Origin of the sequence: Enterococcus sp. AZ109 (assembly GCF_051714625.1) — a bacterium.
In the GTDB taxonomy this organism is placed as follows: Bacteria; Bacillota; Bacilli; order Lactobacillales; family Enterococcaceae; genus Enterococcus_A.
Window position 1 is genome coordinate 2448943 of record NZ_JBIOSF010000001.1, and the last position, 22932, is coordinate 2471874.

Genomic DNA, 22932 nt, shown 5'->3' on the forward strand with positions numbered 1-22932 from the left:
AGATAAAACATGGGATTTAGAAAAGACTTTTTATGGGGCGGCGCAACAGCTGCCAATCAATGTGAAGGCGGCTATGACAAAGGCGGACGCGGTTTAGCAAATGTGGACGTTGTACCAATCGGTAAGGATCGTTTCCCAGTTATCAGCGGACAAAAGAAAATGTTTGAATTTGATGACGAGCATTTCTATCCAGCTAAAGAAGCCATTGATATGTACACTCATTACAAAGAAGACATTGCTCTATTTGCTGAAATGGGCTTTAAAACTTACCGTCTGTCAATCGCTTGGAGCCGTATCTTCCCGAAAGGCGACGAAACGGAGCCAAATGAAGAAGGTCTGAAATTCTATGAAGACATGTTCAAAGAATGTAAAAAACACGGCATCGAACCTTTAGTAACGATTACGCACTTTGACTGCCCAATGCATTTAGTGGAAAAATATGGCGCATGGCGCAGCCGTGAATTAGTCGGCTTCTACGAAAACTTGTGTAAAGCGATTTTCACTCGTTACAAAGGGTTAGTAAAATACTGGTTGACTTTTAATGAAATCAACATGATCTTGCATGCACCATTTATGGGCGCAGGTCTTTATTTCGAAGAAGGCGATGATGTAGAGCAAATCAAATATCAAGCCGCACACCATGAATTATTGGCTTCGGCAGTGGCAACTAAAATTGCTCACGAAGTTGACCCAGAGAACCAAGTCGGCTGTATGTTAGCAGCTGGTGCTTACTATCCGTATTCACCAAAACCAGAGGACGTTTGGGCGTCACGCTCGGATGACCGAGAAAACTACTTCTTCATCGATGTACAATCTCGCGGTGAATATCCTGCATACGCATTAAAAGAAATGGAACGCAAAGGCATCGAAATCAAAATGGAGGAAGGCGATAAAGAATTGTTGAAGGCTCATACAGTTGACTTCATTTCTTTCTCTTACTATTCTTCTCGTGTTTCAACTACTGATGCAGAATTGTTGGACCAAACCGAAGGCAACATCTTCGCTTCTGTGAAGAACCCTTACTTGGAAGCAAGCGAGTGGGGCTGGCAAATTGATCCATTAGGTCTACGTATTACGATGAATGACCTTTATGATCGTTACCAAAAACCATTATTCGTAGTAGAAAACGGCTTAGGTGCTGTCGATACGCCTGATGAAAATGGTTATGTAGAAGATGATTATCGTATCGAGTATCTTGCGGCCCATATTCAAGCAATGCGTGATGCAGTGGATGAAGATGGCGTAGAGCTTTTAGGCTACACAACTTGGGGCTGTATCGATTTAGTATCAGCGGGAACTGGTGAAATGAAAAAACGCTATGGTTTCATCTATGTTGACCGCGATAACGAAGGCAACGGAACCTTGAAACGTAGCAAGAAAAAATCCTTCGATTGGTACAAAAAAGTGATCGAAACCAATGGACAAGATTTAAGCAATTAGTTAGTACAAATAGCGTGAGCAGCAGCAGCCCCCGTTGCTGTTACTCACGCTATTTTTTGTGGGCTAAAAAATGACGAGCGCTAGCTAGCTGCATTTCTCGCTGCTGTGTCACCTGTAATAAGTCCATAGGAAAAAGTAGATTGATGACTTTAATTCCGTAGTCTGCTGAGACTAAGGCATGTCCCCGCATGTGATCGGTAGCAACAGCTTGAGCGAAGATGCGTGCAGCGTATTTGCTAAGTTCCGATGAGGATTCTTGTGCCAACTGATTCGCCGCTGCAGTGTTCCAATCCCTCGCTGAATTCTTGGATCTTTTTGTAAAGGTGGTTCTAAATAGCGCAAGTAAAGCAGCGCCTGTTGAATTGACCACTCAGCGATTAATGCATGGGGAAGTTGCTCTAGAGTTACTTCCAATTGGAGGCGTAGCTGCGGATCATCTAATAGTTTAATTTTGGGGGCGGTCGGTAATTGTTTTTTTTCAAGCTGTTCGTGAGTGTTCCACCAGTAAGTTTGATCCATGACAGGCCTCCCAACAACCATCGTTTTTACAGGCTATTATAACAAAAAAGTGGCTGTGACATAAAACGTCACAGCCGCTGAAAACCGAATAATCGATGTGACTGAAGTAGCTCTTTTACGAAATAAGCCGCATAATCGCAAAAATAGCTTCTCATATTTTTGCGATTATGCGGCTTATTTCTCGGAGCTGAACACTTCTGTCACAACCTCCTAAACGATTTTATTTATTTAGGTTGCGTCTTCTACGAATTAAACTAACGATTAACATCGCACTTACTGCTGCTGCTGTTACTAATACTTGATCCATTTTCATCAATCTCCTTTGTCCTTCTTGTTGTATCTATCATACCAAGAGAACCCAAGAGAAACTACTTACAAAGCGGATCGGTAACCTTACAAAGCTGAAAGTTTCCGTTCAAAAACGATTTTTTCGAACCGATTATTAGGTAATTGGAAGTACATTTCGAGATCTTGTGTGTTTAAATAAGCACAGGCAATGATGAAGTCTTGCTCACACCACATAGTAGCCGGTGTGCCATATAAATATTCAGCTATGTAAAATAAAGAACCATTTGCCTTCTGATAGGGAGTGATTCGGTGGGTACTCACCATTGATGAAGCACAGTAAAAGGTTAGTTCTTCGGCTTCCTTGTAAGGCATAATAGTTTTAAGAAAAGGCGCTCGTACGGCTGTCATTGTTCTCACTTCCTTTCGATAATAATTTCAATTAAGTCTTCCTCAGCCCCATACTAACAAATAGTCAAAATTGCGACAAAATTAATGCTTATCCGCTAAAAAATAGTTGACAACGCAACTAATTGTTCATAGTATGAAGATGGAGGTGTTCTTATGGCAAAAAGCTTAGGGCGATTGATTTCGATTCTGTATCGTAAAAATCAGGCGTACTTAAATGAAGCGTTAACGACTTACGATCTGACAGCCAGTGAACAAGCCGTTTTGATGTATCTATACAAAAACAATCAGGTTACTCAAGATGAAATTGCTCACTACCTGCAATTAGATAAGGCATCGATCACTCGAACGCTACAATCGTTAATGAAAAAAGATTATGTAATCAAGGAAAAAGATGCCGCAGACAAACGGTATAACCTAGTGTCAGTTACCGAAAAGGGAGCAGCAATTAAGCCGACGATTATGGAAAGACTGCAGGAGTGGAATCAATTTTTATTAGAAGATTTCGATGCAGAGCAACAGGAATTTATTTACAATAGTTTGTTAGATATTGTTGAAAAAGTCGAAAAACATGAGGGGTGAAGCAATGGAAGAAAGTAAAAATCCATTAGGGATCGAGAAGGTATCAAAATTAATTATTCAATTTTCAATTCCAGCAATTATTGGTATGGTCATTAATGCTTTGTACAATGTAGTCGACCGGATTTATATTGGGAATGCACCAGGCTTAGGCCAAAATGGTCTGGCAGGAATTACGATCGGCTTTCCGATTATGATTATTTTAATTGCAATTGGCTTGCTGTTTGGCGTCGGGGGAGCAACACTATTTTCAATCAAACTAGGCGAAGGAAAACCCGACGAAGCTGAAGAAGCGCTAGGGAATGCTTTTACACTATTAATTATCAGCGGATTAGCTTTCATGCTGCTGGGGCAATTATTTTTAACACGGGTACTAACTTTATTTGGTGCAAGCGCAACGGTACTGCCTTATTCAATGGAGTACATGCGGATCATTTTCTTTGGAGCTGTCTTTCAAATTGTTAGTCTAGGGATGAATAACTTCATGCGGGCGGATGGCCAACCAAAGCTTGCTATGATCACAATGTTCATGGGAGCAGGTGTTAATATTGTGTTGGACCCGGTATTTATCTATCTTTTTGATATGGGGATGGCCGGGGCTGCTTGGGCAACCATTCTTTCACAATTTATTTCGATGATTTGGATCTTAGCGTATTTCAAAGGCAAACGCAGCCGTCACAAGATTCATGTTAGGAACATGCGGCTAAAATGGCGTACTGCTACTCGTTTAACTGGACTAGGTCTGCCTTCGTTTTTCATTCAATTGGCCAACAGTTTACTAAATGTTGTGTTGAACGTGAATTTAACGGCTTATGGCGGTGATATCGCAGTTTCTGGTATGGGAATTGTAAACAGTATTCAAACGATCCTTTTAATGCCGATTACAGGACTTGTGCAAGGAACGCAGCCAATTATCAGTTTCAACCATGGGGCGAAGAAATTCAACCGCGTGTGGCAGGCGCAAAAAATTGCTATCATGGCTGCAACAACAATCGTCGTGATCGGCTGGATCGTTACTCGCGTAGCACCGGAACTACTGGTTTCGATGTTTAACCGTGATCCCGAGTTAATGTCTTTTAGCTCATTTGCTTTAAAAGCTTGGTTTACTTGTTTGCCAGTCATTGGCTTCCAAATCGTGGCGTCCAATTATTTCCAAGCGACCGGTAAAACGACCATTGCAATTATTTTGACGTTAACTCGTCAGTTTTTATTGTTGCTACCTGCGATTTTCGTATTCTCCAATATTTGGGGCTTGGAAGGTATCTTGTATTCCGCACCGTTTTCTGATGCTGTGTCCGTGTTATTGACTGGCACATTGTACATCGGAGCAGCGAAAAAGTTAAAAAGAGAGATGCACGCTCAAGAACGATTGGATCTTCAATAAGGCAATGGTGACGTGATCATTTAAGACTTTGAACGAAGCATGGGTAGAAGCTTTGTAGAAAAAGCAAGGACTCTTAGCTAGGAGAAGTAGCTTAGATTCACTAGGAAAATGAAAAACCGCTAATTAGGTTAGCGGTTTTTTTGTTGTGTAGTAAGTCTTCCACAACAATATCCATGGTGATTGGTTTCGCAAACTAGCTGGGTGGATCATAGATTAGCGAGTGCATAAAGTCATTTTTATGCTCAAATCGCTTAGAAGCGGTTCGTTTTATGAATCGTTGGTTTTTTGCGATAGTCCGGTCCGTTGAAGTGATTCTTGAAGCGCTTCGGCAGCAGCAAGGACATTAGTTCAAACGGGGTAGCTAAAACAGTCCAAGCGACTTGGCGAGCATTCGGGTGGTAAGTGTATACCTTAATCAGGCCAAAATGCAAAAGAATCAGACCAGGCAACAGTAGTAAAGCTGTTTGCCAAGTGGCTGTCCAATCGGTAAAGTGCTGTAAAATACTAATCCCCAATGGATAAAAGTAAAACAGCGTGGTGATCAAATTCACGCGCCAACTGCGAGTTAGCAGCCGAATATTCAGCAAAAAGAAAATCGCTGATAAGACGATACCCAAAGGTGGAAACAAGCTGACTAAAAAGGAGTAAACAATCCCCCAGATCAATAAGCCTGGACCTTTGACCAGTGCGGTCAACAGGATTAATCCGCCGATCGTCCACAACTGGTTTTGAATACTAGTGATAGTTAAAAAACTAAAAAGCACTAGGACCACCCAGTGCCAAAGACTGGATAAAGGTGCCTTTTCGGGAAATTTTTGTTTTAACGCTTTTGCTGCATTGGGATATTCTTTTTGAAAGTTATTCATAGAAATCCTCCATCTAGTTAAATTGAGTCAATAAGTTATCGACATTAAGCTATTATAGAAAGTTTTCGCTTGACTTACATCCGACTAAAGATGTAAGTTTCCGCATTAAGGGTTTAGCTTTGACGGCATTAAGTTAAACTTGACGAACACTAAGTAAGTACCAAACAACATCAGCTTCTGCGCTCGCTGTGTTTCTTGACAGCTTCTCTCATAGTCGCAATGCTCCAAAGCGGAGGTGAGTTTGCGAAGCTTTTCTCGCGATAAGTTTAAGAGTCGCTATAGAAACCGGTGAACTCTGCATTTCAAGCCAGATTGTAGTAGAATAGAAAGCGTGAGGAAACTTAAACTGATTGAAGATATAAGGAGCGATTAAAGAATGCTTTTTGATTCACATACGCATTTGAATGCAGAACAATTTAAAGATGAAATTTCTGAAACTGTCGAACGGGCAAAAGAACTAGGAGTAACTGAGATGGCAGTCGTTGGCTTTGAAGAGCCTACGATTGAAAAAAGCTTAGAGTTGAGCCAAACCTATGACGGGATTTATTCGATTATCGGCTGGCATCCGACTGAAGCCGGCAGCTACACGAAAGCAGTAGAAGAAAAGCTAATTAAGCAATTAACCTTGCCAAAGGTAGTGGCATTGGGAGAAATCGGTTTGGACTATCATTGGATGGAAGATCCAAAAGAGGTTCAAGACAAGGTGTTTCGTCGCCAAATTGCGATTGCCAAAGAAATGAACCTGCCTATTAGCATTCATACGCGGGATGCGATAGAGGATACGTACAAAGTCTTGAAGGAAGAAGATATTCGCGAAATCGGTGGCATCATGCATAGCTTCAGTGGTGATGACGAATGGGCGAAGCGCTTCTTAGATCTTGGAATGCACATTTCTTTTTCAGGTGTGGTGACTTTTAAAAATGCGCCGAATGTTCAAGCAGCTGCCAAAATAGTACCGCTGGACAAAATTTTGGTGGAGACGGATGCGCCTTATCTAGCACCGATGCCTTATCGCGGCAAGCGTAATGAACCGGGCTATACGCGCTATGTAGCAGAAAAAGTTGCCGAGCTGCGGGAGATGCCTTTAGAAGAAATTGCGAAGCATACGACTGAAAATGCTCATCGCTTATTTAGGATTGCGGCCCATGACTGAGCACAGTATAGAAGAAATTATTGTTGTTGAAGGCAAAGATGATACCAAACGCTTAAAAGAAGTCTTTGGTGAAGTCGATACGATTGAGACGCGGGGCTCAGCTATTAATGAAGAGATTTTAGAACAAATCGAACATGCCCAAGATACTCGGGGTGTGATCGTCTTTACTGATCCGGATTTTTCCGGTGAGAAAATTCGCAAAACGATTATGGCGGAAATTCCCGAAGCCAAGCATGCCTTTTTGTCACGACGTATGGCGACTCCCGCTAAACGAGGTGCCAGTCTGGGGGTTGAGCATGCTAGCGACGAGGCGATCATCGAAGCCTTGAAGCAAGTGGTTACCCCCAAGCAAACAAAAAGTACGACTATCCCTAGACAAACCTTGATGGAATATGGTTTAATAGCGGGAGCTCAAGCCCGTGAAAAACGGGAACGTTTAGGTGAAGAGCTGCGGATCGGCTACACCAATGCCAAGCAGTTGGAAAAACGCTTAGCCATGTTTCGAATTACTGAAGAAGAATTACACGCGGCCATGAAGAAAGTCGAGGAGACCTTGTGAACAAAGATATAGCAACCCCATCGAGAACCAAAGAAATTATGAAAAAGCACGGCTTTTCCTTTAAAAAAAGCCTTGGTCAGAATTTCCTGACCGAACCGAATATTTTACAAAAGATTGTGGAAACAGCCGGCATTGATGCCCAGACAAATGTCATTGAAGTAGGTCCTGGGATTGGTGCTTTAACGGAGCACTTAGCTAGAGCGGCTCATCAAGTATTGGCATTTGAGATTGATGATCGCTTGATTCCTGTATTGGCGGATACGCTTAGCCCTTATGACAATGTCAAAGTAGTGCACGAGGATATCTTGAAGGCTGATCTGGTCAAAGAAGCCGAATATTTTGATCAGGCAGATCCGATTAAAGTCGTGGCCAACTTACCTTATTACATCACTACGCCTATCATGATGCACCTCTTGGATTCAGCTTTAGAAGTAGACGAAATGGTGGTCATGATGCAGCGAGAAGTAGCTGATCGGGTTTCAGCAAAACCTGGCACTAAAGCTTATGGTTCGTTGACTATTGCCGTGCAATATTATATGGAAGCAACGACTGCTTTTATTGTACCGAAAACGGTCTTTATTCCACAACCGAATGTGGATTCGGCGATTTTACGTCTTGTGCGCCGCAAGCAGCCCGCAGTAACAGTCACTAACGAAAAAGAATTTTTCCGTTTGACTAAAGCCGGTTTTGCCTTGCGACGAAAGACCCTTTGGAACAACTTGCTGCACAGTTATGGTAAAGACGAAGAAACCCGTGCATGGTTGGAAAAAAGTTTGCAACAAGCTGAAATCGATCCTAAGCGTCGTGGTGAAACCTTGTCCTTAACGGAATTTGCCGCATTATCAAATGCCTTAGAAGCCAATAAACCAATACGAGAAGATTAATTCTTTTCGTATTTTTTGTTAAAATGAACCGACAACTCCGTTATAATATGTAAAATTTATTTATACTGAGTTGCAAGGAGGATTCTCATGAAAAAATTGATTTATGGCGCAATGATCGGAATAGCAGCACTCGTGTTTCTTTCCGCCTGTGACCAAAAAGAAAAAAAGACGGAAACGAAGGAATCATCAGCGGCAGTGGAGACACCGGCTAAGACAGGCGATGTCATTGAAGCATCTGATTATAATGATGTGGATAATTGGCTTGCTAAAACGACTGATCCAACTGAACCGGCTGACGTGTTTATCTTATACCCGACTGCGTATCAGAAGCAGGGCAATCAATCACCTTTATCAAAGATTGATAATTTAAGTATGCAGGCCGGTGCTCAAGTGTTCCTGGCTAACCAAGGTTCAGCTTTTGAAAGCAGCGGCAATGTATTTGCTCCGTATTATCGTCAGTTGGATGCGAACTGGTTGCTTACACAATCAGCAGAAAAGCAGTCAGAATATGTTAACGGCGTACCAAAAGCCGATGTGATGGCAGCCTTCGACTATTATATTGAACATTACAACAATGGACGACCATTTATTTTGGTTGGTCATTCTCAAGGAGCTTCAATGGTTAAAGAAATTTTGTTTGATTATTTGAAGAATCGCCCAGAAGTAAATGAGCGGATGATTGCAGCATATGTTTTAGGGCAATCAGTTACTCAAGCTGAACTGAATGCGAATCCGCAAACCTCATTTGCAACCGGACCAGATGATACGGGCGTGATTATCTCCTATAATACCGTTTCACCTACCTTCGAAGGAGAGCTGTCTACTAGCGCACCTGGGGCTGTGGCAATTAATCCAATTTCATGGACCAGAGATGAGACGCCTGCACCGGTAGAGGCGAACCTAGGCTCTTACGTGCGGAATGAAGAAGGGAACTACGTGAAAACAATGGGCGTAGCTGATGCACGAGTGGATACAGCGCGCGGCTTAGTCATTTGCTCGACTGCCGATGTCAGCCGTTACGGGATGCCCGAAAGTGCGCGCAAGATTTTCCCTGAAGGATCTTTCCATAATAATGATATCAGCTTCTATTATTACAGCCTGCAGCAAAATGCTGAAAATCGGGTGACCCAATACTTAGCGGCTCATCCTGAAGCTGTCCCTGCGGAAGAACCAGTGGCAGAGGAAGTTGTGCAATAAATGATTTGACTGACCCAGCGAGGATGCTTGGGTCAGTTTTTTTACCTAGGTGACTATCTTTCTTGCTTAGTTCTCTAAGTCTGCTGCTGTGGAGTTACCACTATCTGAAATTCGAATCTAGCTGATAATAAATTATGAGGATGTTCAAAGATATTCTTTATTTGTACATAAACGAGCAAGCAAAGGAGTCGTCATTTTCTTCAACTTTCCGTATAGTGAATAAAGAAAGTGGGGAATCATTATGAATTATCGTGTTTTATTATATTATCAATACACACCAATTGCTGATCCGGTACAGTTTGCGAAAGAGCATTTGGCTTTTTGTCGTGAGCTGGATTTGAAAGGTCGTATTTTAGTGGCAGAAGAGGGGATTAATGGGACCTTGTCTGGCACCAAAGAAGCCACGGATCGCTACATGGCACACATGCAACAAGATGAACGCTTTAAAGATATTTTCTTCAAGATAGACGAAAGTGAAGAACAAGCTTTCAAGAAAATGTTTGTCCGTCCGCGTAAAGAATTGGTTGCGTTAAATCTGGAAGAAGATATCGATCCCAAGGAATTAACCGGTAATTATCTGGAGCCTAAAGAATTTAAGGAAGCACTTTTAGATGAGAACACTGTTGTAATTGATGCCCGTAATGATTATGAATATGACTTAGGTCATTTTCGTGGGGCGGTTCGTCCGGCGATTCGTTCATTTCGAGAGTTGCCTGAATGGATTCGGGCCAATAAAGAGCAGTTTATGGATAAAAGAATCGTTACCTATTGTACTGGTGGGATTCGCTGTGAAAAATTTTCTGGCTGGATGCTGCGAGAAGGTTTTGAGGATGTTGCGCAATTACATGGTGGGATTGCCAATTATGGCAAAGATCCAGCGACTAAAGGAGAACTTTGGGATGGTAAAATGTATGTCTTTGACGAGCGGATCAGCGTTGAAATTAATCAGGTGGATAAACAAATTGTCGGTAAAGAGTGGTTTGACGGCACACCTTGTGAACGCTACATTAACTGCAGCAACCCAGAATGCAATCGTCAAATCTTAGTATCAGAAGAAAATGAAGCTCGCTATTTAGGCGCTTGTACTTACGAATGTGCGAGCCATGAACGCAATCGCTATATAATTGATCATGGAATTTCAGCAACTGAAAAGCAACAACGTTTAGCTCAAATAGCCCCTCGTTAGAAGCATCGTATCATGCTTCTTCTTTTTTGTGTCTTGACACATTAGAGAACTTCAACTAAACTGGAAAACAGTTATACATGTCAAGACACATTTGGGAGGCAATTATGAAAACTAATTCTGTAAAACATTTAACGATTTCAGCGTTACTAATCGGACTAGGGGTTTTAATCCCTATGGTTATGCCCAAGGTGGTGATTCCGCCAGCATCCTTTACCTTGGCGAGCCACGTACCAGTATTCATTGCAATGTTCTTTTCACCAGGGATGGCCGTGGCCGTTGTGCTGGGAACAGCATTTGGCTTTTTCATCTCGACTTCACCAATTATCGCACTGCGGGCATTATCTCACGTACTTTTTGCGGTAATTGGCGCACACTATTTGCAAAAACATCCAGAGATTGTTTTTAAAAATGGACAATTCACTTTAGCAAACGGGAAGTTTCAAGTATTCAATTTAGTAATCGGCTTGATCCACTCAGCTGCAGAGATGATTGTCGTCAGCGTATTCTATTTCATGGGAAATATGCCAGATACGTATTATTCGCAAGGATATATCTATACTGTATTTATCTTAATGGGAATCGGCGGTGTGATTCATAGCTTAGTAGACTACAATATCGCCTACTTTGTTGCTGGCACGCTTTATAAACATTTCAATCTGCCAATATTTGATAAAGCAATTAAACATGAGAGCAATATTAAAAAAATGGTCGCCTAATCGCAGTTTTTACTGCGATTTTTTAATTTATTCTGAATAAAATTGATTAATTATTTTCTATTTTGTAAAAAATGTGAAAAAAGAATAAACGAGACCAGTAAACACGGGCATTCCTCTTCTTTAATAACAAACTATGAAAGAAAAAGATTTTTCTAAAAAAGCGAGACTATAATAATGTTTTATTGTATAGTAATAGAAAGTTTAATTTTATGAAATTAATAAGTAAGAAGAGGGACGATATGATTAGAATACTATTGCTTACCAAAAACGTGTTATCTGAACAAGAATTGTTGCAAAAGCTCCAACGATTAAACTTCGAAGTATTTTCGTCTTCGAGTACACTTCACTCATTGATCGTATCTGAAAGTAGTGCTGGGTTAGCAGATTATTTTTCCGTGATTATCTTAAGTGAAACCATTTCATGCCGAGAAGTTCAAGAAATTTTACCGCACATTGTTAAGGAAGGCCGTCTGATTTTCCGTAAAGCCGATCGTTCATTTGTTGAGGAAGAAAAAAATATTTTAGGTCAGGAACAAATTACTGAGTGGATACATTCCGATGCTTCAGCAGAAGAAATCCGTGAATTAATTGCTTCCCCATTTTATAATTTGGAATTAGGCAATATGTCGTATCATCCATTCACTCAAGGGCAATTCTCGAAAATCGATAACAAGCAAATGGAAAATGTCTTGGCTTCCTTCTCAGCAAGCGAATTCAAAGTTTTCCAAAAGCTAAAACAAGAACGAGGACATACGGTTGCCCGCGAGGAACTTTGCCAATTGCTATGGAATGAAGTGACGCAATCAAGAATGGTTCAATTGTCTTCGCTAGTCAAAAACATGCGAATTAAATTTGAAGCCAACGATATTGATGGGGAACTTATTCAGACTGTTTGGCGTAAAGGGTATATTTTAAAACAATAAACGTATAGTTGATATTACTGTAAAGGCTTGCTAGCTTTAAAAATTATAGGTTCTTTTACCTAGAAAAAAGTTCAATTCTTAGAATTGGGCTTTTTTTCTTTAGCTAGGTCTTTCTTACGGAAAATTTGAAGTACTCATGATAGAATGGAGCGATTGAAGGAGGCCGCTTATGGTAAAGAAAAAAGTATATGCAGGGGCCGCTATTTTATTGGCACTTCTTTTAAGTGCTTGCAGCACCCATTCGGAAACTGAGAGTACGAATGTGAGTCAGTCGTCTTCAACTGCAATATCCAAAGCACCTGAAATGACGGGAGATCAAAAGGTGAAACAGACAATGGATCAAATGACCTTGGAAGAAAAGGTTGGGCAATTGTTTTTAGTCCGCGTGCCTGAAGAAAATCAATTAGAGGATATTCAAACCTATCATTTAGGAGGCTATTTATTATTTGACCGTGACATGGAAGGTGAAACACAAGATTCCTTGAAGCAGAAGATTGCTAGCTACCAAGCTGAGAGCAATTATCCGATGCTGATCGCTTCTGATGAAGAAGGTGGATTGGTTAGTCGCTTGAGCCATAATCAGCTAGTCGATCCGCCATTTGCTGGTCCTCAGACACTCTATCAAGAAAATGGCTGGCAGGCGATTGCAGATGATATTACTCGCAAGGCTGAGGTGTTCCATGAACTTGGAATACAAGTGGGGATGGCGCCGGATGCAGATGTATCGACAGATCCTGAATCATTTATTTATGATCGGACGATTGGGATGGATGCGGCAGGAACCAGTGAGTATGTTACCAGAAGTGTTCAAACGATGAAGGAAGCAAAAATTGGTTCAACCTTGAAGCATTTTCCTGGCTATGGCAATAATCGCGATTCCCATATCGAGATCGTAACAGATGATCGATCATTAGAAGAGTTACGGGGGAATGACTTTCTACCGTTTCAAGCGGGGATTCAAGCGGGGACGGATAGCATCATGGTATCTCATAATATTGTTACTGCGATTGATCCGCAACGACCCGCATCGATCTCGGCGAAGGTACATGAAGTCATCCGTCAGGAATTAGGCTTTGACGGTGTGGTCATGACAGATGATATGGATATGGCTGGTTTAGCTGAGTTTACTTCACAAGAAGAAGCCGGGCTGCAGGCATTGCAGGCAGGGAATGATTTAATACTATCGTCTAGCTACAGCACCCAAATTCCTTATATTTTACAGGCAATTCAAGAAGGCAAGTATAGCGAAGAACAGTTGAACCAATCAGTCGAACGAGTTTTGAAGTGGAAACTAGAATTAGGATTGTTTAAAAAGTAAAAAAAGCTGTTCGATCCAAAATTCTGCGGATCGAACAGCTTTTTATTTAGTTTATGAAGCCTTGTTCAGACTCCTTGATTTGAAAATTGCGCATCATACAATCGTTTGTAATAACCGCCTTTTTTCAAAAGCTCCTCATGCGTACCAACTTCAACAATTTGTCCTTGATCCAAGACCAAAATCTGATCGGCATTTTGAATGGTGGACAAGCGATGGGCAATCACAAAGCTGGTATGACCTTCCATCATTTTCAAGAAGGCATTTTGAATATTTTTCTCGGTCAAGGTATCCACCGAACTGGTCGCTTCATCCAATATCAACATCGGCGGACGACTAATCATAGTACGGGCGATGGTTAATAGCTGACGTTGACCGTCAGAAAGTTTCAAGCCGGCTTCACCGATTACCGTATCAAGTTTCTTCGGTAAACGCATGACAAATTCATACATGTAAGCATCTTTTAATGCGGCATAAATTTCTTCGTCAGTGGCTTCTTTGCGACCATAACGCAGGTTGGAACGCAAGCTGCTGTCCATTAACCAAGTTTCCTGCAGCACCATACCGAAATGCTTGCGAAGACTTTCCCGTTTAATTTCACGAATATCGGTGCCATCAATCCGAATGCTGCCTTGATCCACTTCGTAAAAGCGCATCAACAGATTAACCAGCGTTGATTTACCAGCGCCGGTTTTCCCAACAATCGCAATGGTTTCACCGGGTTTAACTTGTAAGTTGAAGTCTTCAATTAACTTTTGTCCAGGGCGATAGCTGAAATAGACATGATCGAAAACGACTGCCCCTTTTACCTGATCCAAGCGCAGCGCATCGGCTGAATCAGCTTTTTCTACCGGTTGGCTCAATAGATCAAAGGACCGATCCAAACCAGCAATCGCGGTTTGCAGTTGAATCGTAATCCCCGAAAGCTCAATAAAGGGTTTAGTAAACTGGCTGGAATAAATCGTAAAGCTAGATATCATCCCAATCGTAATATCCCCCGAACTTCTCAAAGCTAAAAGGCCACCGACTAAACCAACCATTAAGTAACCGAGATGATCGACAAAGCGCGATGATGGATTGGTTAAGGAAGAAGCAAATTGCGCTTTTTGTCCTCGGACGTACAACTCTTGATTAATCGCTTCAAAGTTGTGCTGATTGACATCTTCACGTTGGAAGGCTTTGACAATTTTTTGATTGCCGACCATTTCGGTAATGAATCCAGAAATCTGCCCGACGATTCGTTGTTGACTAGTAAAATATTTTTGCGAAGTCCGTGCTACAACATATGTGATTAGAAATATGATCGGTGTAGCTACTAATACAACAAGTGTTAACAACGGACTTAAGTACAGCATAAAGACTAATGCTACTAGAACAACCGACATTCCCGAAAAGACTTGGTTAAAGACGGCTGAAACCGCAGTAGAAATATTATCCATGTCATTGGTAAAGCGGCTGACGATATCTCCTTGAGAGGATTGATCGTAATAGCTTAACGGCAATTTATTTAAATGCCGGAAGGTTTTATCCCGCAGACTAGCTACCGAATCAAAAGCAACCTTGTTCCCAATCCGCTGAATCAAGTACTGACTGACGACGGTTACTAAGAATAGTCCGACAAATAAACGCAAAATAGAAAATAGATGCGCAAAATCAACTTGTCCTTGTGCCACCATCTGATCGACTCCGACCCCGATGTAGTAGGTCATCATGACCGAAGTCACCCCGCTGGCAATTCCTAGAATAACGGCTGCTGTCAGCTGTTTAGGATACGCAGCTAAATAAGGAATGAACAATTTAAAGGACCGAAAGAAATTTTTCTTTTTATTCATGAGGCGCACCTCCTTCTGCTTGAGATGCGGCCAGTTCACGATACATTTCCGATGTTTGCATCAATTCTTCGTGACTGCCCTTGGCTGCTAGTTTCCCATTATCCATCAATAAAATCGTTGGGGAATCTTGGATTGAGCGTAGACGTTGGGAAATGATGATAATTGACGCATTTAGGTCTTTTTTCATGGCGGTTCGTAAATCCAAGTCGGTTTGATAATCCAAGGCAGACAAGGAATCATCCAAAATTAACAGCTTCGGTTTACGAATCAAGGCACGAGCAATCGTTAGTCGTTGCCGTTGACCACCAGAAAAGTTTTTACCGTTTTCGAAAATAGGCGTATCCAAACCATCGGGGAGGCCTTTAACGAATTCCGTTGCCTGAGCCGTATCGAGGGCTTGCCAGCATTCTTCATCAGTAGCATCTGGTTTGCCCCATTGCAGGTTCTCACGAATAGTTCCCGTAAATAAGACCGCTGTTTGTGGAACCATTGCAATCTCATAACGCAGCTGTCTTAAAGGCCACTCGTTTACGTTGGCACCTTCCACAAAGATACTGCCATTTGAGGTATCGTAAAAGCGAGGAATCAGTTGAATCAAGGTAGATTTCCCGCTACCAGTTGCTCCTGTAATCCCCAGAATCTCATTTTCCGGCAGATCAAACGTAATATCTTCCAATGCCAGACCAGAATCCTCCGTATAACGGAAATCCACGTGATCAAAACGAACTAGTGGAGCCGCAGCATCCGGCTGTACTTGTTTTTCCTCTTCTATTAAAGAAGGTTCTGTATCGAATACTTCATTGATTCGGTTAGCTGAAGCTGCTGCTCGGGTAAAGAGAACGACGAGATTGGAAACCACAATCAAAGCCAATAGCATTTGGTTCATGTAGTTAATAAGTGCTAACACTTGTCCTTGCTCCAAATTCCCTACGTTGACCTTAAAGCCACCAAAGTAAAGCAAAGCTACAACACCGACATTCATAATCAAGGTGGTGCTGGGGGACAATAACGCCGAAATGTTTGCCACTTTTTGATTCAAGTCCGACAGCTCAACGGTTTTTTCTTCGAAATGATCCGTCTCCGTTTTCGTCCGAGCGAAGGCACGGATTACCCGTACGCCACTTAAATTCTGGGTCACCAGCTGATTCAGCTGATCCAGCTGGTGCTGAACTTTGCGGTATAAGGGTACGGAATAGTGAATAATGAAATACAAGATCAAACAGAAAAAAGGCAGCAAAATCAAGAAAATCAAGCCCATTTCCCAATCAATGTAAAAGGCCATAATGACTGAACCGATACTTAAAAATGGCGCCCGCACGACTAGCCGAATCAGCATCGCTAACGCTTGCTGCATTTGGTTGATATCGTTGGTCATCCGAGTAATTAAGGTATCTGTGCCAAAGCGGTTCAATTCCTTGTGGGCAAAGCGATTAATGTGAGTCATCATTTGATTCCGCAGCACTGTACCAAAGCCCTGTGAGGCAATCGAGGCGTAATACTGACAGACCAAAGCGCACAATAAGCCCAGAATAGACAGACCGAACATCCATACAGCCATCTCAATTACTTTTTCCGGGTTGTTTTTAGCAATTCCTTCATCCACTAAACGCGCCATAAACAAAGGCAGGACGAGTTCAAAGACTGCCTCTAAAAATTTAAAAAAGGGCCCAAGAATAATTTGTTTGCGATATTCTTTGGCGTAACGTAATAGCCGAACCATAAAATGTTTCCCTCCTTAAACTAGGGTTCTCATCCATTGTAGCTTATTTTGTGGAAAAACGGACGAATTTTGATACGGAAGATTTGTGATATCTGGTAAAATCAAACAAGAGGGGGGAAGAGATGGAACGAGAATTTTCAATTATTGTGCTATTATTTTTCTGCTATTCGTTTATTGGTTGGATTTGGGAGACGATTTACTGCTCCTTTAGGGCCAAAAAGTTTGTGTATCGCGGCTTTTTATTAGGCCCCATCACACCGATTTATGGCTTTGGGGTACTTGGGGTGCTGTATTTTATCGCTCCTTATCAAAATAGTGAAATTGTCGTGTTTGGTCTGGCCTTTGCGTTAGTGACTTTATTAGAATACGTCACCAGCTTTTTACTGGAGGAGCTTTTTCAAGCAAGCTTGTGGGATTACAAAGATGTGCCTTTAAACATCAATGGTCGGGTAGCTGTGCCAGTCTCGATCTTTTGGGGACTATGTTGCTTATTTATTATCGAAGTGCTCAATCCACGATTAATGGAAGTGGTCACTAGCTGGGCGGATCGTTTTGGGATCTTCCTGCCGCTGATACTGTTGATGGCGATCAGCTTTGACTTAGGCTTTACTTTAAGCAGTGTTCATTCCTTCCGTCGTGGTCTTAATGAAATTAGTAATGCCATTCAGGAAAAGAAAGAACAACTGCAATTGGCAATGGAGGAAAACAAAGACGCCTCGACGCAACGCTTATCCGAAATCAGGCAACAGGTTACGGATCGTTATGACTGGTTAGGTGAGTTGCTGGAGCAAAAGGACTTAAAAAGCCGATTGCCCCGCTTGAGTCTACAGGAACGGCGCCTACTGTCCAGCTTCCCGCGAATGAAGCCAAAAGAAATCACTAGTTCAATTGAAGAAATTCGCAAGGTAGTGAAGGAAATGCGGAAAAGAGATTAATTTGCTTGGAGTGAGAGAGATGATTGACTTACATTGTCATATTCTTCCGGGAATGGACGACGGACCTGAGACGGTTGAAGAGAGTCTTGCGATGGCTCGTATGGCCATTCGTCAGGGAATTTCTCATATTTTGTGTACCCCACATCATAATAATGGCCGTTACATCAATCCGGCTGACAAGATAATTCCAGTAGTTCAGAATCTGCAGCGCGAATTGGATCAAAGAGGATTAGCGTTGTCTTTGTATGAAGGGCAAGAGGTTCGATTAAGTGGGCAAATGGTAGAGGCGATTCAACGTCAGGAAATTCTATTTACCGACTTGGATAATCAGTATTTGTTGATCGAATTTCCTACTATGGAGGTCCCTGCTTATGCGGAACAATTGTTTTTTCAACTGATTGGACAAGGTCATACCCCGGTGATTGTTCATCCAGAACGTAATGCCATCTTTGGAAACGATCCGAATCGGTTGCTTCCATTTCTGGATATGGGCGTACTGACCCAGTTAACAGCACCTAGTATTGTAGGTTTTTTTGGCAAAAAAATTCAAAAAACAGCAAAAATAATGCTGGACCATCAGTTGGGCTTTATGGTTGCTTCGGATGCTCACAGTGTAGACCAACGAGGGTTTTATTTGATGGAAGCCTATCAAGAAATCACGAAAGAATTTGGGGCAAGTTATACTAACGCTATGCAGCAAATGGCCAAAGATTTGTTAAATGGTGATCCTGTTCAACGACCTGCGTACCAGAAAGTCAAAAAACGTTTCTTTTTAAGATAAACTGCTACTCAGAAAAAGGGCTTTGCTTAATTAAGATAAAAAAAATACTCGCTGAAAATCAGTTGACTGATTTTTGACGAGTATTTTTATATATCCCAAAAAGTCTGAAAGGGCACTTGAATATACTACCCGCAGACATACGTACTGATCTTTTCTTCAAGCTTATGAAAATCAAGTTTAGTCGGCTTTTTGGGAATAACAATGTTTGGAAGCAACGGTTGTTCAGCCAAGGTCATTCTTCTGGTTGAAAGTAAAAGATCAAGACACTCAAAGTTGCATAAGCAATCATGATGGGTATAGATTTCAACTTTGAAGCGTCCAGCAAATTCATTTTTAATCATTTGAATTAATCGTTGTTCCTCTAGTTTCGATAGATTAGATACGAAAAAGATTTGTATGGGCTCTTCTATTTGTAATAGAGGCGTGATTATTTCAAAAAGCAGTGAATAAGTCGATACTAAGTAATCGGTTTCCTTAAATAGTGGAAATCTTGTCTTCTTATAAAGTGAATGAACCAATTCTTTGGTCTTTTCTTTCAGGTTTTGGGAGTAGACCATAGTGGAATACACCGACGAATGAACCTCGTTAGTACCTGATTGTTCCTTATTCTGAAATAACTGACAATACAAGTGAGCACTATAGAGGCTTTTTTCAAGCAGCTGCATGTCTTCTTTAGAAATAAAAAGGTGCTTCTTATTAAAGCAGAGCGTTTTAAAGACCTCCACTGATTGAAAAAGTTGTGTTTTCTGTTGATGATGAAATTTGCTGAAACGTGTCCATATGTAAGTGTTGTCGAAAACGCCATCTTTAGTAAAGAGAAATAAAAAGAGAAACCCTACTTCCTCCCTTCGGTGCATTTCTTTGGGTAAAACACTTCCCAGCTCGGAAAAAAAATGATCAAACAGCTGATTTTTTTCGAGATTTTCCCACGATTCTTTAGATAAACAGATATATTTTTTTCGATTTGTCCGTTCAATACACAAGGCGATTACACAAAAAAGTTCTTTGTATTCAAATTCAGATAAACATAGATGAAAAAAGTCGGCAATTTTGTCGATGATCTTTTCAGCAACTAACCTTGTTCTTCCTTTATAGAGCCAAGTGCCTCTTATATAAGAATTGTGTAGTATGAACAAACTTAATTTACGAATCTGAAGTTCATTTCCCATAAGCTCCAAAGACCGGCGCTCAATCGAAATCCCATGAAGTAGTAATTGTTTTCGGAATTTATTAATCATACGCCATAGGGAAGATTCGCTAATGTAATATTTATGAGATAGCTGAATAATTGAAGGCATTTCAGAGAAAAAAATTCCTATTAAGATTTGATAATTAATAGTGTTTTCGATCATGTGGAAAATTAAATCTTCTAAAATCGGCTCAAAATCATAGTGTAAAGCATATTCTTTCTTCCCTCTACACTTCAATATGATGTCTTTATTTGGTGAAAAGCTTGCAATATCTTTTTCAATAAATGTAAGATATTTCGAAATAGTTCGTGAATTTATTTGTAAATTTGACGATAACTCCTCGATGTTTAACCAAGTATTTTGTTCATGAAGTAAATTGATAATTTTGATCTTTGTTATCGTTTCTTTATCAAATAACTCAGCCAACTGATTAACTAGAAACATCCTCTGTTGTATAACTCCTTTCTATAGCATTCTATTCATTAAATTCTTTAAAAAGTGATAAATACCAGGAAAGTAAAAAATTGAACAAGAATAAAACAAATCTTTTTCAAATATATTTACTGTTTCCAATCTTCTTCAACTAAGAAAAAGACTTTTTTTTATTTTCATATCATTATATACGTTATTGACGTATTCAATCTGTCAAAAAAGGGCAATCTTTTAGCAAAAAAAGATGTTTCGTTGATAAGGTGTTGAAGTATCATTAATTATATTTTGCAATATGTTAGTTCTATTGTGAGGTTATTTAATATTTAAGAGAAAGGAGTAGTTGATTGGTAGACCGATTAAAAGTCGACATATTTTTATTGTTAATAATGATATTTCCAATGATAGATGTTCTAAATGGTGTTTTTTTATTTTACGGCTACAACCTACCGATTGGAACTGTTTATCGGTTGTTATTCATTGCGTATATTCTTCTGGAAGTGTCTATCAGAGGTATTCGCAGCACCAAGCTTTATCAGTTATTGCTTCTGTCTACCTTTTCCTTAGTAGCAGTTTGTATTGTTCAAACACTTTTTTTTAATACGGGTATCTCTGTGTTGGTAAAAGAGTCCTCCTATATTATTCGCTTTTGCTTGTGTTTATTGATTCCTTTTTTTGCAGAGCAATTTCAAGAGCAAGTATCCTTGGACAAAGTAATCAAACTAACTGTTGTATTAGATATGCTTTTAATTACGGGGTTGGTTGTTCCCTATCTGTTCAATTTAGGAAGTAGTACTTACGATAATACGGCGGGGTTTAAAGGTTTTTACTTTGCTACAAACGATATTGCTTACGCTTTTTTGATCATGTTGTTTCTAATGGGGTGGTACCTTATCCAACGTAAGCAATTCGCAGTTCCTGCATATCTATCAATCATTCTCTATTTTTTTAATATGTATTGTCTGCTAATTTTAGGAACGAAATCAGGCTTGGTAGTAGGTGCACTGTATTCTATTTATTTACTTTGCTACTTTTTATTTGCTTACAAAAGTCCGTTTTTATTTGAGCAATTTTTAGTATTCGAATTTATATTGGCAGGCATTGTCTTGATGGTGTTAAAAGGAAAAGACCTATTACTACAAGCGCTATCTGGGGTGATTAGGAGATTTTCTTATTTCCGAATTCTGTACCAAGATGATTGGCCGCGGCTATTGCTGAGTTCGAGGAATATTTACTTGCAAGACGCTGTGGACAAGTTTTTACAGACAGCGAATAATCAAGTTATTTTCTTTTTCGGTTCGGGATTTGAGAACCGCTGGACTTGGTATGGCAGAAAAGGTGGGCTGATCGAAATGGATTTCTTCGATATGTTTTTTTCTTACGGAATCATCGGGACATTCGTCCTTTTGGTAGTGATGGGTTACTTTCTAAATACAGCTGCACAACAGGACAATCGCAGGTTTTGTCTGTTTCTGCTAATTTTTACGATTGTCTATAGTTTCATAGTGGGGCATGTCTTTTTTTCGGCCTTATCCGCAACAGTATTTGGGGTAGTGTGCCTATTTATTCAAGAAAATAAGGAGCAGATATGGCAAAAATAGTGATGGTGGGACCAGAAAGTGCAGGAAAAGGTGGTATATCAACTGTAATACGCAATTTTATTCAGTATTTTCCTAAGGAGCAGCAATGGCAGATTAATTACATCGTTTCTTGGTGCGAAAGAGCCAAGCTGTTTTATGCGGTAAGGGCTTGGTGGCAATTATTTTATTGTACGCATCGTCAAGAGGTTGCAATCGTACACATACATGTTTCACAGGATGCTAGTTTTTACCGGAAAGCGGGGCTGCTTAAAGCGATAAAAAAAGGTACGAAGGTTATTTTTCACCTTCATGCACCGCATTTCGATCAATTTTACGCTGAAGCATCGACTAAAAGAAAAAATACTATAAGAAAAGTATTAAATCAAGTGGACTTAATTGTTGCTTTAAGTGATGAGTGGGCGAAGTACTATCAAACATTGACAACCAGCGAAGTGAAGGTAATCACCAACGCCGTATTTATACCAAAGGAGAATACTTATCAAAAAAGTGCAACGAATATTATGACATTTGGTCGCATCTGTGAACGTAAAGGCAGTCACGATATCCTAACGCTGGCAAGACGAATACAGGAGCGATTCCCCGAGTTGAAATTTCATCTATACGGGGATACGGATGGTACGACCGCTAAGATTGTTCAGCAAATGGAGAGCTTAGGCTGTAAAAATGTGGAATTACACGGCTGGACAACCAATCAGGCTGAATTATTAAAAGAGTGTGCCTTGCATTTATTGCCTTCTTATCATGAAGGGCTTCCGATGGCCATTCTGGAGACGATGGCTCATGGCATTCCTAATTTAGCAACGGATATCGGTGGGGTAAAACAAGTAGTGGAGGATCAGGTGAATGGCTATTTAGTTCAGCCAGGAGACATCGATCAGATGGAACAAGCCCTAGTAGACTTTTTTTCTGAGCCAGAAAAACGGAGCCAGTTTTCCGCTCATGCGAGAGCTAAAATAGTGGATCATTTCTCCATTGAAGAGTATCACCAAGCTTGGCAACAGGTTTACGCAATTTTGATGCAGTAAAAAGG

General features: G+C 40.7%; 22 protein-coding genes. 15 read left to right on the plus strand and 7 right to left on the minus strand.

Translation table 11 applies throughout. From position 1 onward, the window contains the following. Positions 1–9: 9 nt before the first annotated feature. Positions 10–1440 (plus strand): 6-phospho-beta-glucosidase, encoded by a 1431-nt coding sequence (locus tag IGI42_RS11830; RefSeq protein ID WP_438716050.1) that lies wholly within the window; start codon positions 10–12, stop codon positions 1438–1440. Between the two features lie 49 nt (positions 1441–1489). Here the strand turns inward: IGI42_RS11830 and IGI42_RS11835 are convergent, their stop codons facing one another. The 3 genes from IGI42_RS11835 to IGI42_RS11845 all read right to left on the minus strand — a co-directional run bounded on the left by IGI42_RS11835 (position 1490) and on the right by IGI42_RS11845 (position 2655). Next, the gene (locus tag IGI42_RS11835) at positions 1490–1705 is read right to left on the minus strand and encodes a putative immunity protein (protein WP_438716051.1); all 216 of its coding nucleotides are present in this window, start codon (positions 1703–1705) and stop codon (positions 1490–1492) included. Further along, positions 1612–1959 carry a hypothetical protein gene (locus IGI42_RS11840; RefSeq protein ID WP_438717070.1) on the minus strand — a complete coding sequence of 116 codons (348 nt, stop codon included), beginning with the start codon at positions 1957–1959 and terminating at the stop codon, positions 1612–1614. Before IGI42_RS11840 ends, IGI42_RS11835 begins: the two co-directional genes overlap by 94 nt. Before the next feature lie 393 nt (positions 1960–2352). Beyond that, a complete protein-coding gene (locus IGI42_RS11845; protein ID WP_438716052.1) occupies positions 2353–2655 on the minus strand; it encodes a hypothetical protein in 303 nt (100 codons plus the stop codon). A gap of 153 nt (positions 2656–2808) precedes the next feature. Between IGI42_RS11845 and IGI42_RS11850 the strand changes: the two genes are divergently transcribed. Beyond that, positions 2809–3234 (plus strand): MarR family winged helix-turn-helix transcriptional regulator, encoded by a 426-nt coding sequence (locus IGI42_RS11850; protein WP_438716053.1) that lies wholly within the window; start codon positions 2809–2811, stop codon positions 3232–3234. Between the two features lie 4 nt (positions 3235–3238). Further along, on the plus strand, positions 3239–4615 hold the full coding sequence (locus IGI42_RS11855) for an MATE family efflux transporter (protein WP_438716054.1): 1377 nt from the start codon (positions 3239–3241) through the stop codon (positions 4613–4615). Between the two features lie 251 nt (positions 4616–4866). Here IGI42_RS11855 and IGI42_RS11860 read toward each other — a convergent pair whose 3' ends face one another. Continuing rightward, on the minus strand, positions 4867–5481 hold the full coding sequence (locus tag IGI42_RS11860) for a hypothetical protein (protein ID WP_438716055.1): 615 nt from the start codon (positions 5479–5481) through the stop codon (positions 4867–4869). Between the two features lie 376 nt (positions 5482–5857). Here IGI42_RS11860 and IGI42_RS11865 point away from each other — a divergent pair, with 376 nt between their 5' ends. From IGI42_RS11865 to IGI42_RS11900, 8 genes are all read left to right on the plus strand, one after another. Further along, on the plus strand, positions 5858–6634 hold the full coding sequence (locus tag IGI42_RS11865) for a TatD family hydrolase (protein ID WP_438716056.1): 777 nt from the start codon (positions 5858–5860) through the stop codon (positions 6632–6634). Beyond that, the gene (rnmV, locus tag IGI42_RS11870; protein ID WP_438716057.1) at positions 6627–7193 is read left to right on the plus strand and encodes a ribonuclease M5; all 567 of its coding nucleotides are present in this window, start codon (positions 6627–6629) and stop codon (positions 7191–7193) included. Before IGI42_RS11865 ends, rnmV begins: the two co-directional genes overlap by 8 nt. A gap of 38 nt (positions 7194–7231) precedes the next feature. Further along, the gene (gene rsmA / locus IGI42_RS11875) at positions 7232–8077 is read left to right on the plus strand and encodes a 16S rRNA (adenine(1518)-N(6)/adenine(1519)-N(6))-dimethyltransferase RsmA (protein WP_438717044.1); all 846 of its coding nucleotides are present in this window, start codon (positions 7232–7234) and stop codon (positions 8075–8077) included. Positions 8078–8164: 87 nt separating this feature from the next. Further along, entirely contained in the window at positions 8165–9274 is a 1110-nt protein-coding gene (locus IGI42_RS11880; RefSeq protein WP_438716058.1) for a DUF3089 domain-containing protein, read from the plus strand. A 241-nt stretch (positions 9275–9515) separates the two neighbouring features. Further along, positions 9516–10460 (plus strand): oxygen-dependent tRNA uridine(34) hydroxylase TrhO, encoded by a 945-nt coding sequence (gene trhO / locus IGI42_RS11885; RefSeq protein WP_438716059.1) that lies wholly within the window; start codon positions 9516–9518, stop codon positions 10458–10460. A gap of 104 nt (positions 10461–10564) precedes the next feature. Further along, positions 10565–11176, plus strand: coding sequence for a hypothetical protein (locus tag IGI42_RS11890; RefSeq protein WP_438716060.1), 612 nt, complete (start codon positions 10565–10567; stop codon positions 11174–11176). A gap of 239 nt (positions 11177–11415) precedes the next feature. Beyond that, positions 11416–12099, plus strand: a complete 684-nt coding sequence (locus IGI42_RS11895) for a helix-turn-helix domain-containing protein (protein ID WP_438716061.1) — start codon at positions 11416–11418, stop codon at positions 12097–12099. A gap of 169 nt (positions 12100–12268) precedes the next feature. Then, entirely contained in the window at positions 12269–13417 is a 1149-nt protein-coding gene (locus tag IGI42_RS11900) for a glycoside hydrolase family 3 protein (protein WP_438716062.1), read from the plus strand. Between the two features lie 65 nt (positions 13418–13482). Here the strand turns inward: IGI42_RS11900 and IGI42_RS11905 are convergent, their stop codons facing one another. After that, positions 13483–15246: an ABC transporter ATP-binding protein gene (locus IGI42_RS11905; RefSeq protein WP_438716063.1), complete on the minus strand. Its 1764-nt coding sequence runs from the start codon at positions 15244–15246 to the stop codon at positions 13483–13485. Then, a complete protein-coding gene (locus tag IGI42_RS11910) occupies positions 15239–16966 on the minus strand; it encodes an ABC transporter ATP-binding protein (RefSeq protein WP_438716064.1) in 1728 nt (575 codons plus the stop codon). The genes IGI42_RS11905 and IGI42_RS11910 overlap by 8 nt, the downstream gene beginning before the upstream one ends. A 122-nt stretch (positions 16967–17088) precedes the next feature. Between IGI42_RS11910 and IGI42_RS11915 the strand changes: the two genes are divergently transcribed. Continuing rightward, positions 17089–17901 (plus strand): putative ABC transporter permease, encoded by an 813-nt coding sequence (locus IGI42_RS11915; RefSeq protein WP_438716065.1) that lies wholly within the window; start codon positions 17089–17091, stop codon positions 17899–17901. Positions 17902–17920: 19 nt separating this feature from the next. Next, complete coding sequence (locus IGI42_RS11920) at positions 17921–18682, plus strand: tyrosine-protein phosphatase (RefSeq protein ID WP_438716066.1); 762 nt, start codon at positions 17921–17923, stop codon at positions 18680–18682. Positions 18683–18807: 125 nt separating this feature from the next. Here the strand turns inward: IGI42_RS11920 and IGI42_RS11925 are convergent, their stop codons facing one another. After that, entirely contained in the window at positions 18808–20316 is a 1509-nt protein-coding gene (locus IGI42_RS11925) for a helix-turn-helix domain-containing protein (RefSeq protein ID WP_438716068.1), read from the minus strand. Positions 20317–20648: 332 nt separating this feature from the next. On the opposite strand from IGI42_RS11925, the gene IGI42_RS11930 reads away from it, so the two are divergent. Next, the gene (locus IGI42_RS11930) at positions 20649–21902 is read left to right on the plus strand and encodes an O-antigen ligase family protein (protein ID WP_438716070.1); all 1254 of its coding nucleotides are present in this window, start codon (positions 20649–20651) and stop codon (positions 21900–21902) included. Then, positions 21890–22927, plus strand: coding sequence for a glycosyltransferase family 4 protein (locus tag IGI42_RS11935; protein ID WP_438716072.1), 1038 nt, complete (start codon positions 21890–21892; stop codon positions 22925–22927). The genes IGI42_RS11930 and IGI42_RS11935 overlap by 13 nt, the downstream gene beginning before the upstream one ends. The last annotated feature ends 5 nt before the right edge of the window (positions 22928–22932 follow it).

Coding starts and splice junctions, on each gene's coding strand:
- IGI42_RS11845 (WP_438716052.1), bottom strand. CDS start 2,655: ATGACAGCCGTACGAGCGCCTTTTCTTAAAACTATTATGCCTTACAAG.
- IGI42_RS11890 (WP_438716060.1), top strand. CDS start 10,565: ATGAAAACTAATTCTGTAAAACATTTAACGATTTCAGCGTTACTAATC.
- IGI42_RS11910 (WP_438716064.1), bottom strand. CDS start 16,966: ATGGTTCGGCTATTACGTTACGCCAAAGAATATCGCAAACAAATTATT.
- IGI42_RS11905 (WP_438716063.1), bottom strand. CDS start 15,246: ATGAATAAAAAGAAAAATTTCTTTCGGTCCTTTAAATTGTTCATTCCT.
- IGI42_RS11840 (WP_438717070.1), bottom strand. CDS start 1,959: ATGGATCAAACTTACTGGTGGAACACTCACGAACAGCTTGAAAAAAAA.
- IGI42_RS11850 (WP_438716053.1), top strand. CDS start 2,809: ATGGCAAAAAGCTTAGGGCGATTGATTTCGATTCTGTATCGTAAAAAT.
- IGI42_RS11915 (WP_438716065.1), top strand. CDS start 17,089: ATGGAACGAGAATTTTCAATTATTGTGCTATTATTTTTCTGCTATTCG.
- IGI42_RS11895 (WP_438716061.1), top strand. CDS start 11,416: ATGATTAGAATACTATTGCTTACCAAAAACGTGTTATCTGAACAAGAA.
- trhO (WP_438716059.1), top strand. CDS start 9,516: ATGAATTATCGTGTTTTATTATATTATCAATACACACCAATTGCTGAT.
- rsmA (WP_438717044.1), top strand. CDS start 7,232: ATGAAAAAGCACGGCTTTTCCTTTAAAAAAAGCCTTGGTCAGAATTTC.
- IGI42_RS11925 (WP_438716068.1), bottom strand. CDS start 20,316: ATGTTTCTAGTTAATCAGTTGGCTGAGTTATTTGATAAAGAAACGATA.
- rnmV (WP_438716057.1), top strand. CDS start 6,627: ATGACTGAGCACAGTATAGAAGAAATTATTGTTGTTGAAGGCAAAGAT.
- IGI42_RS11880 (WP_438716058.1), top strand. CDS start 8,165: ATGAAAAAATTGATTTATGGCGCAATGATCGGAATAGCAGCACTCGTG.
- IGI42_RS11900 (WP_438716062.1), top strand. CDS start 12,269: ATGGTAAAGAAAAAAGTATATGCAGGGGCCGCTATTTTATTGGCACTT.
- IGI42_RS11855 (WP_438716054.1), top strand. CDS start 3,239: ATGGAAGAAAGTAAAAATCCATTAGGGATCGAGAAGGTATCAAAATTA.
- IGI42_RS11920 (WP_438716066.1), top strand. CDS start 17,921: ATGATTGACTTACATTGTCATATTCTTCCGGGAATGGACGACGGACCT.
- IGI42_RS11935 (WP_438716072.1), top strand. CDS start 21,890: ATGGCAAAAATAGTGATGGTGGGACCAGAAAGTGCAGGAAAAGGTGGT.
- IGI42_RS11865 (WP_438716056.1), top strand. CDS start 5,858: ATGCTTTTTGATTCACATACGCATTTGAATGCAGAACAATTTAAAGAT.
- IGI42_RS11830 (WP_438716050.1), top strand. CDS start 10: ATGGGATTTAGAAAAGACTTTTTATGGGGCGGCGCAACAGCTGCCAAT.
- IGI42_RS11860 (WP_438716055.1), bottom strand. CDS start 5,481: ATGAATAACTTTCAAAAAGAATATCCCAATGCAGCAAAAGCGTTAAAA.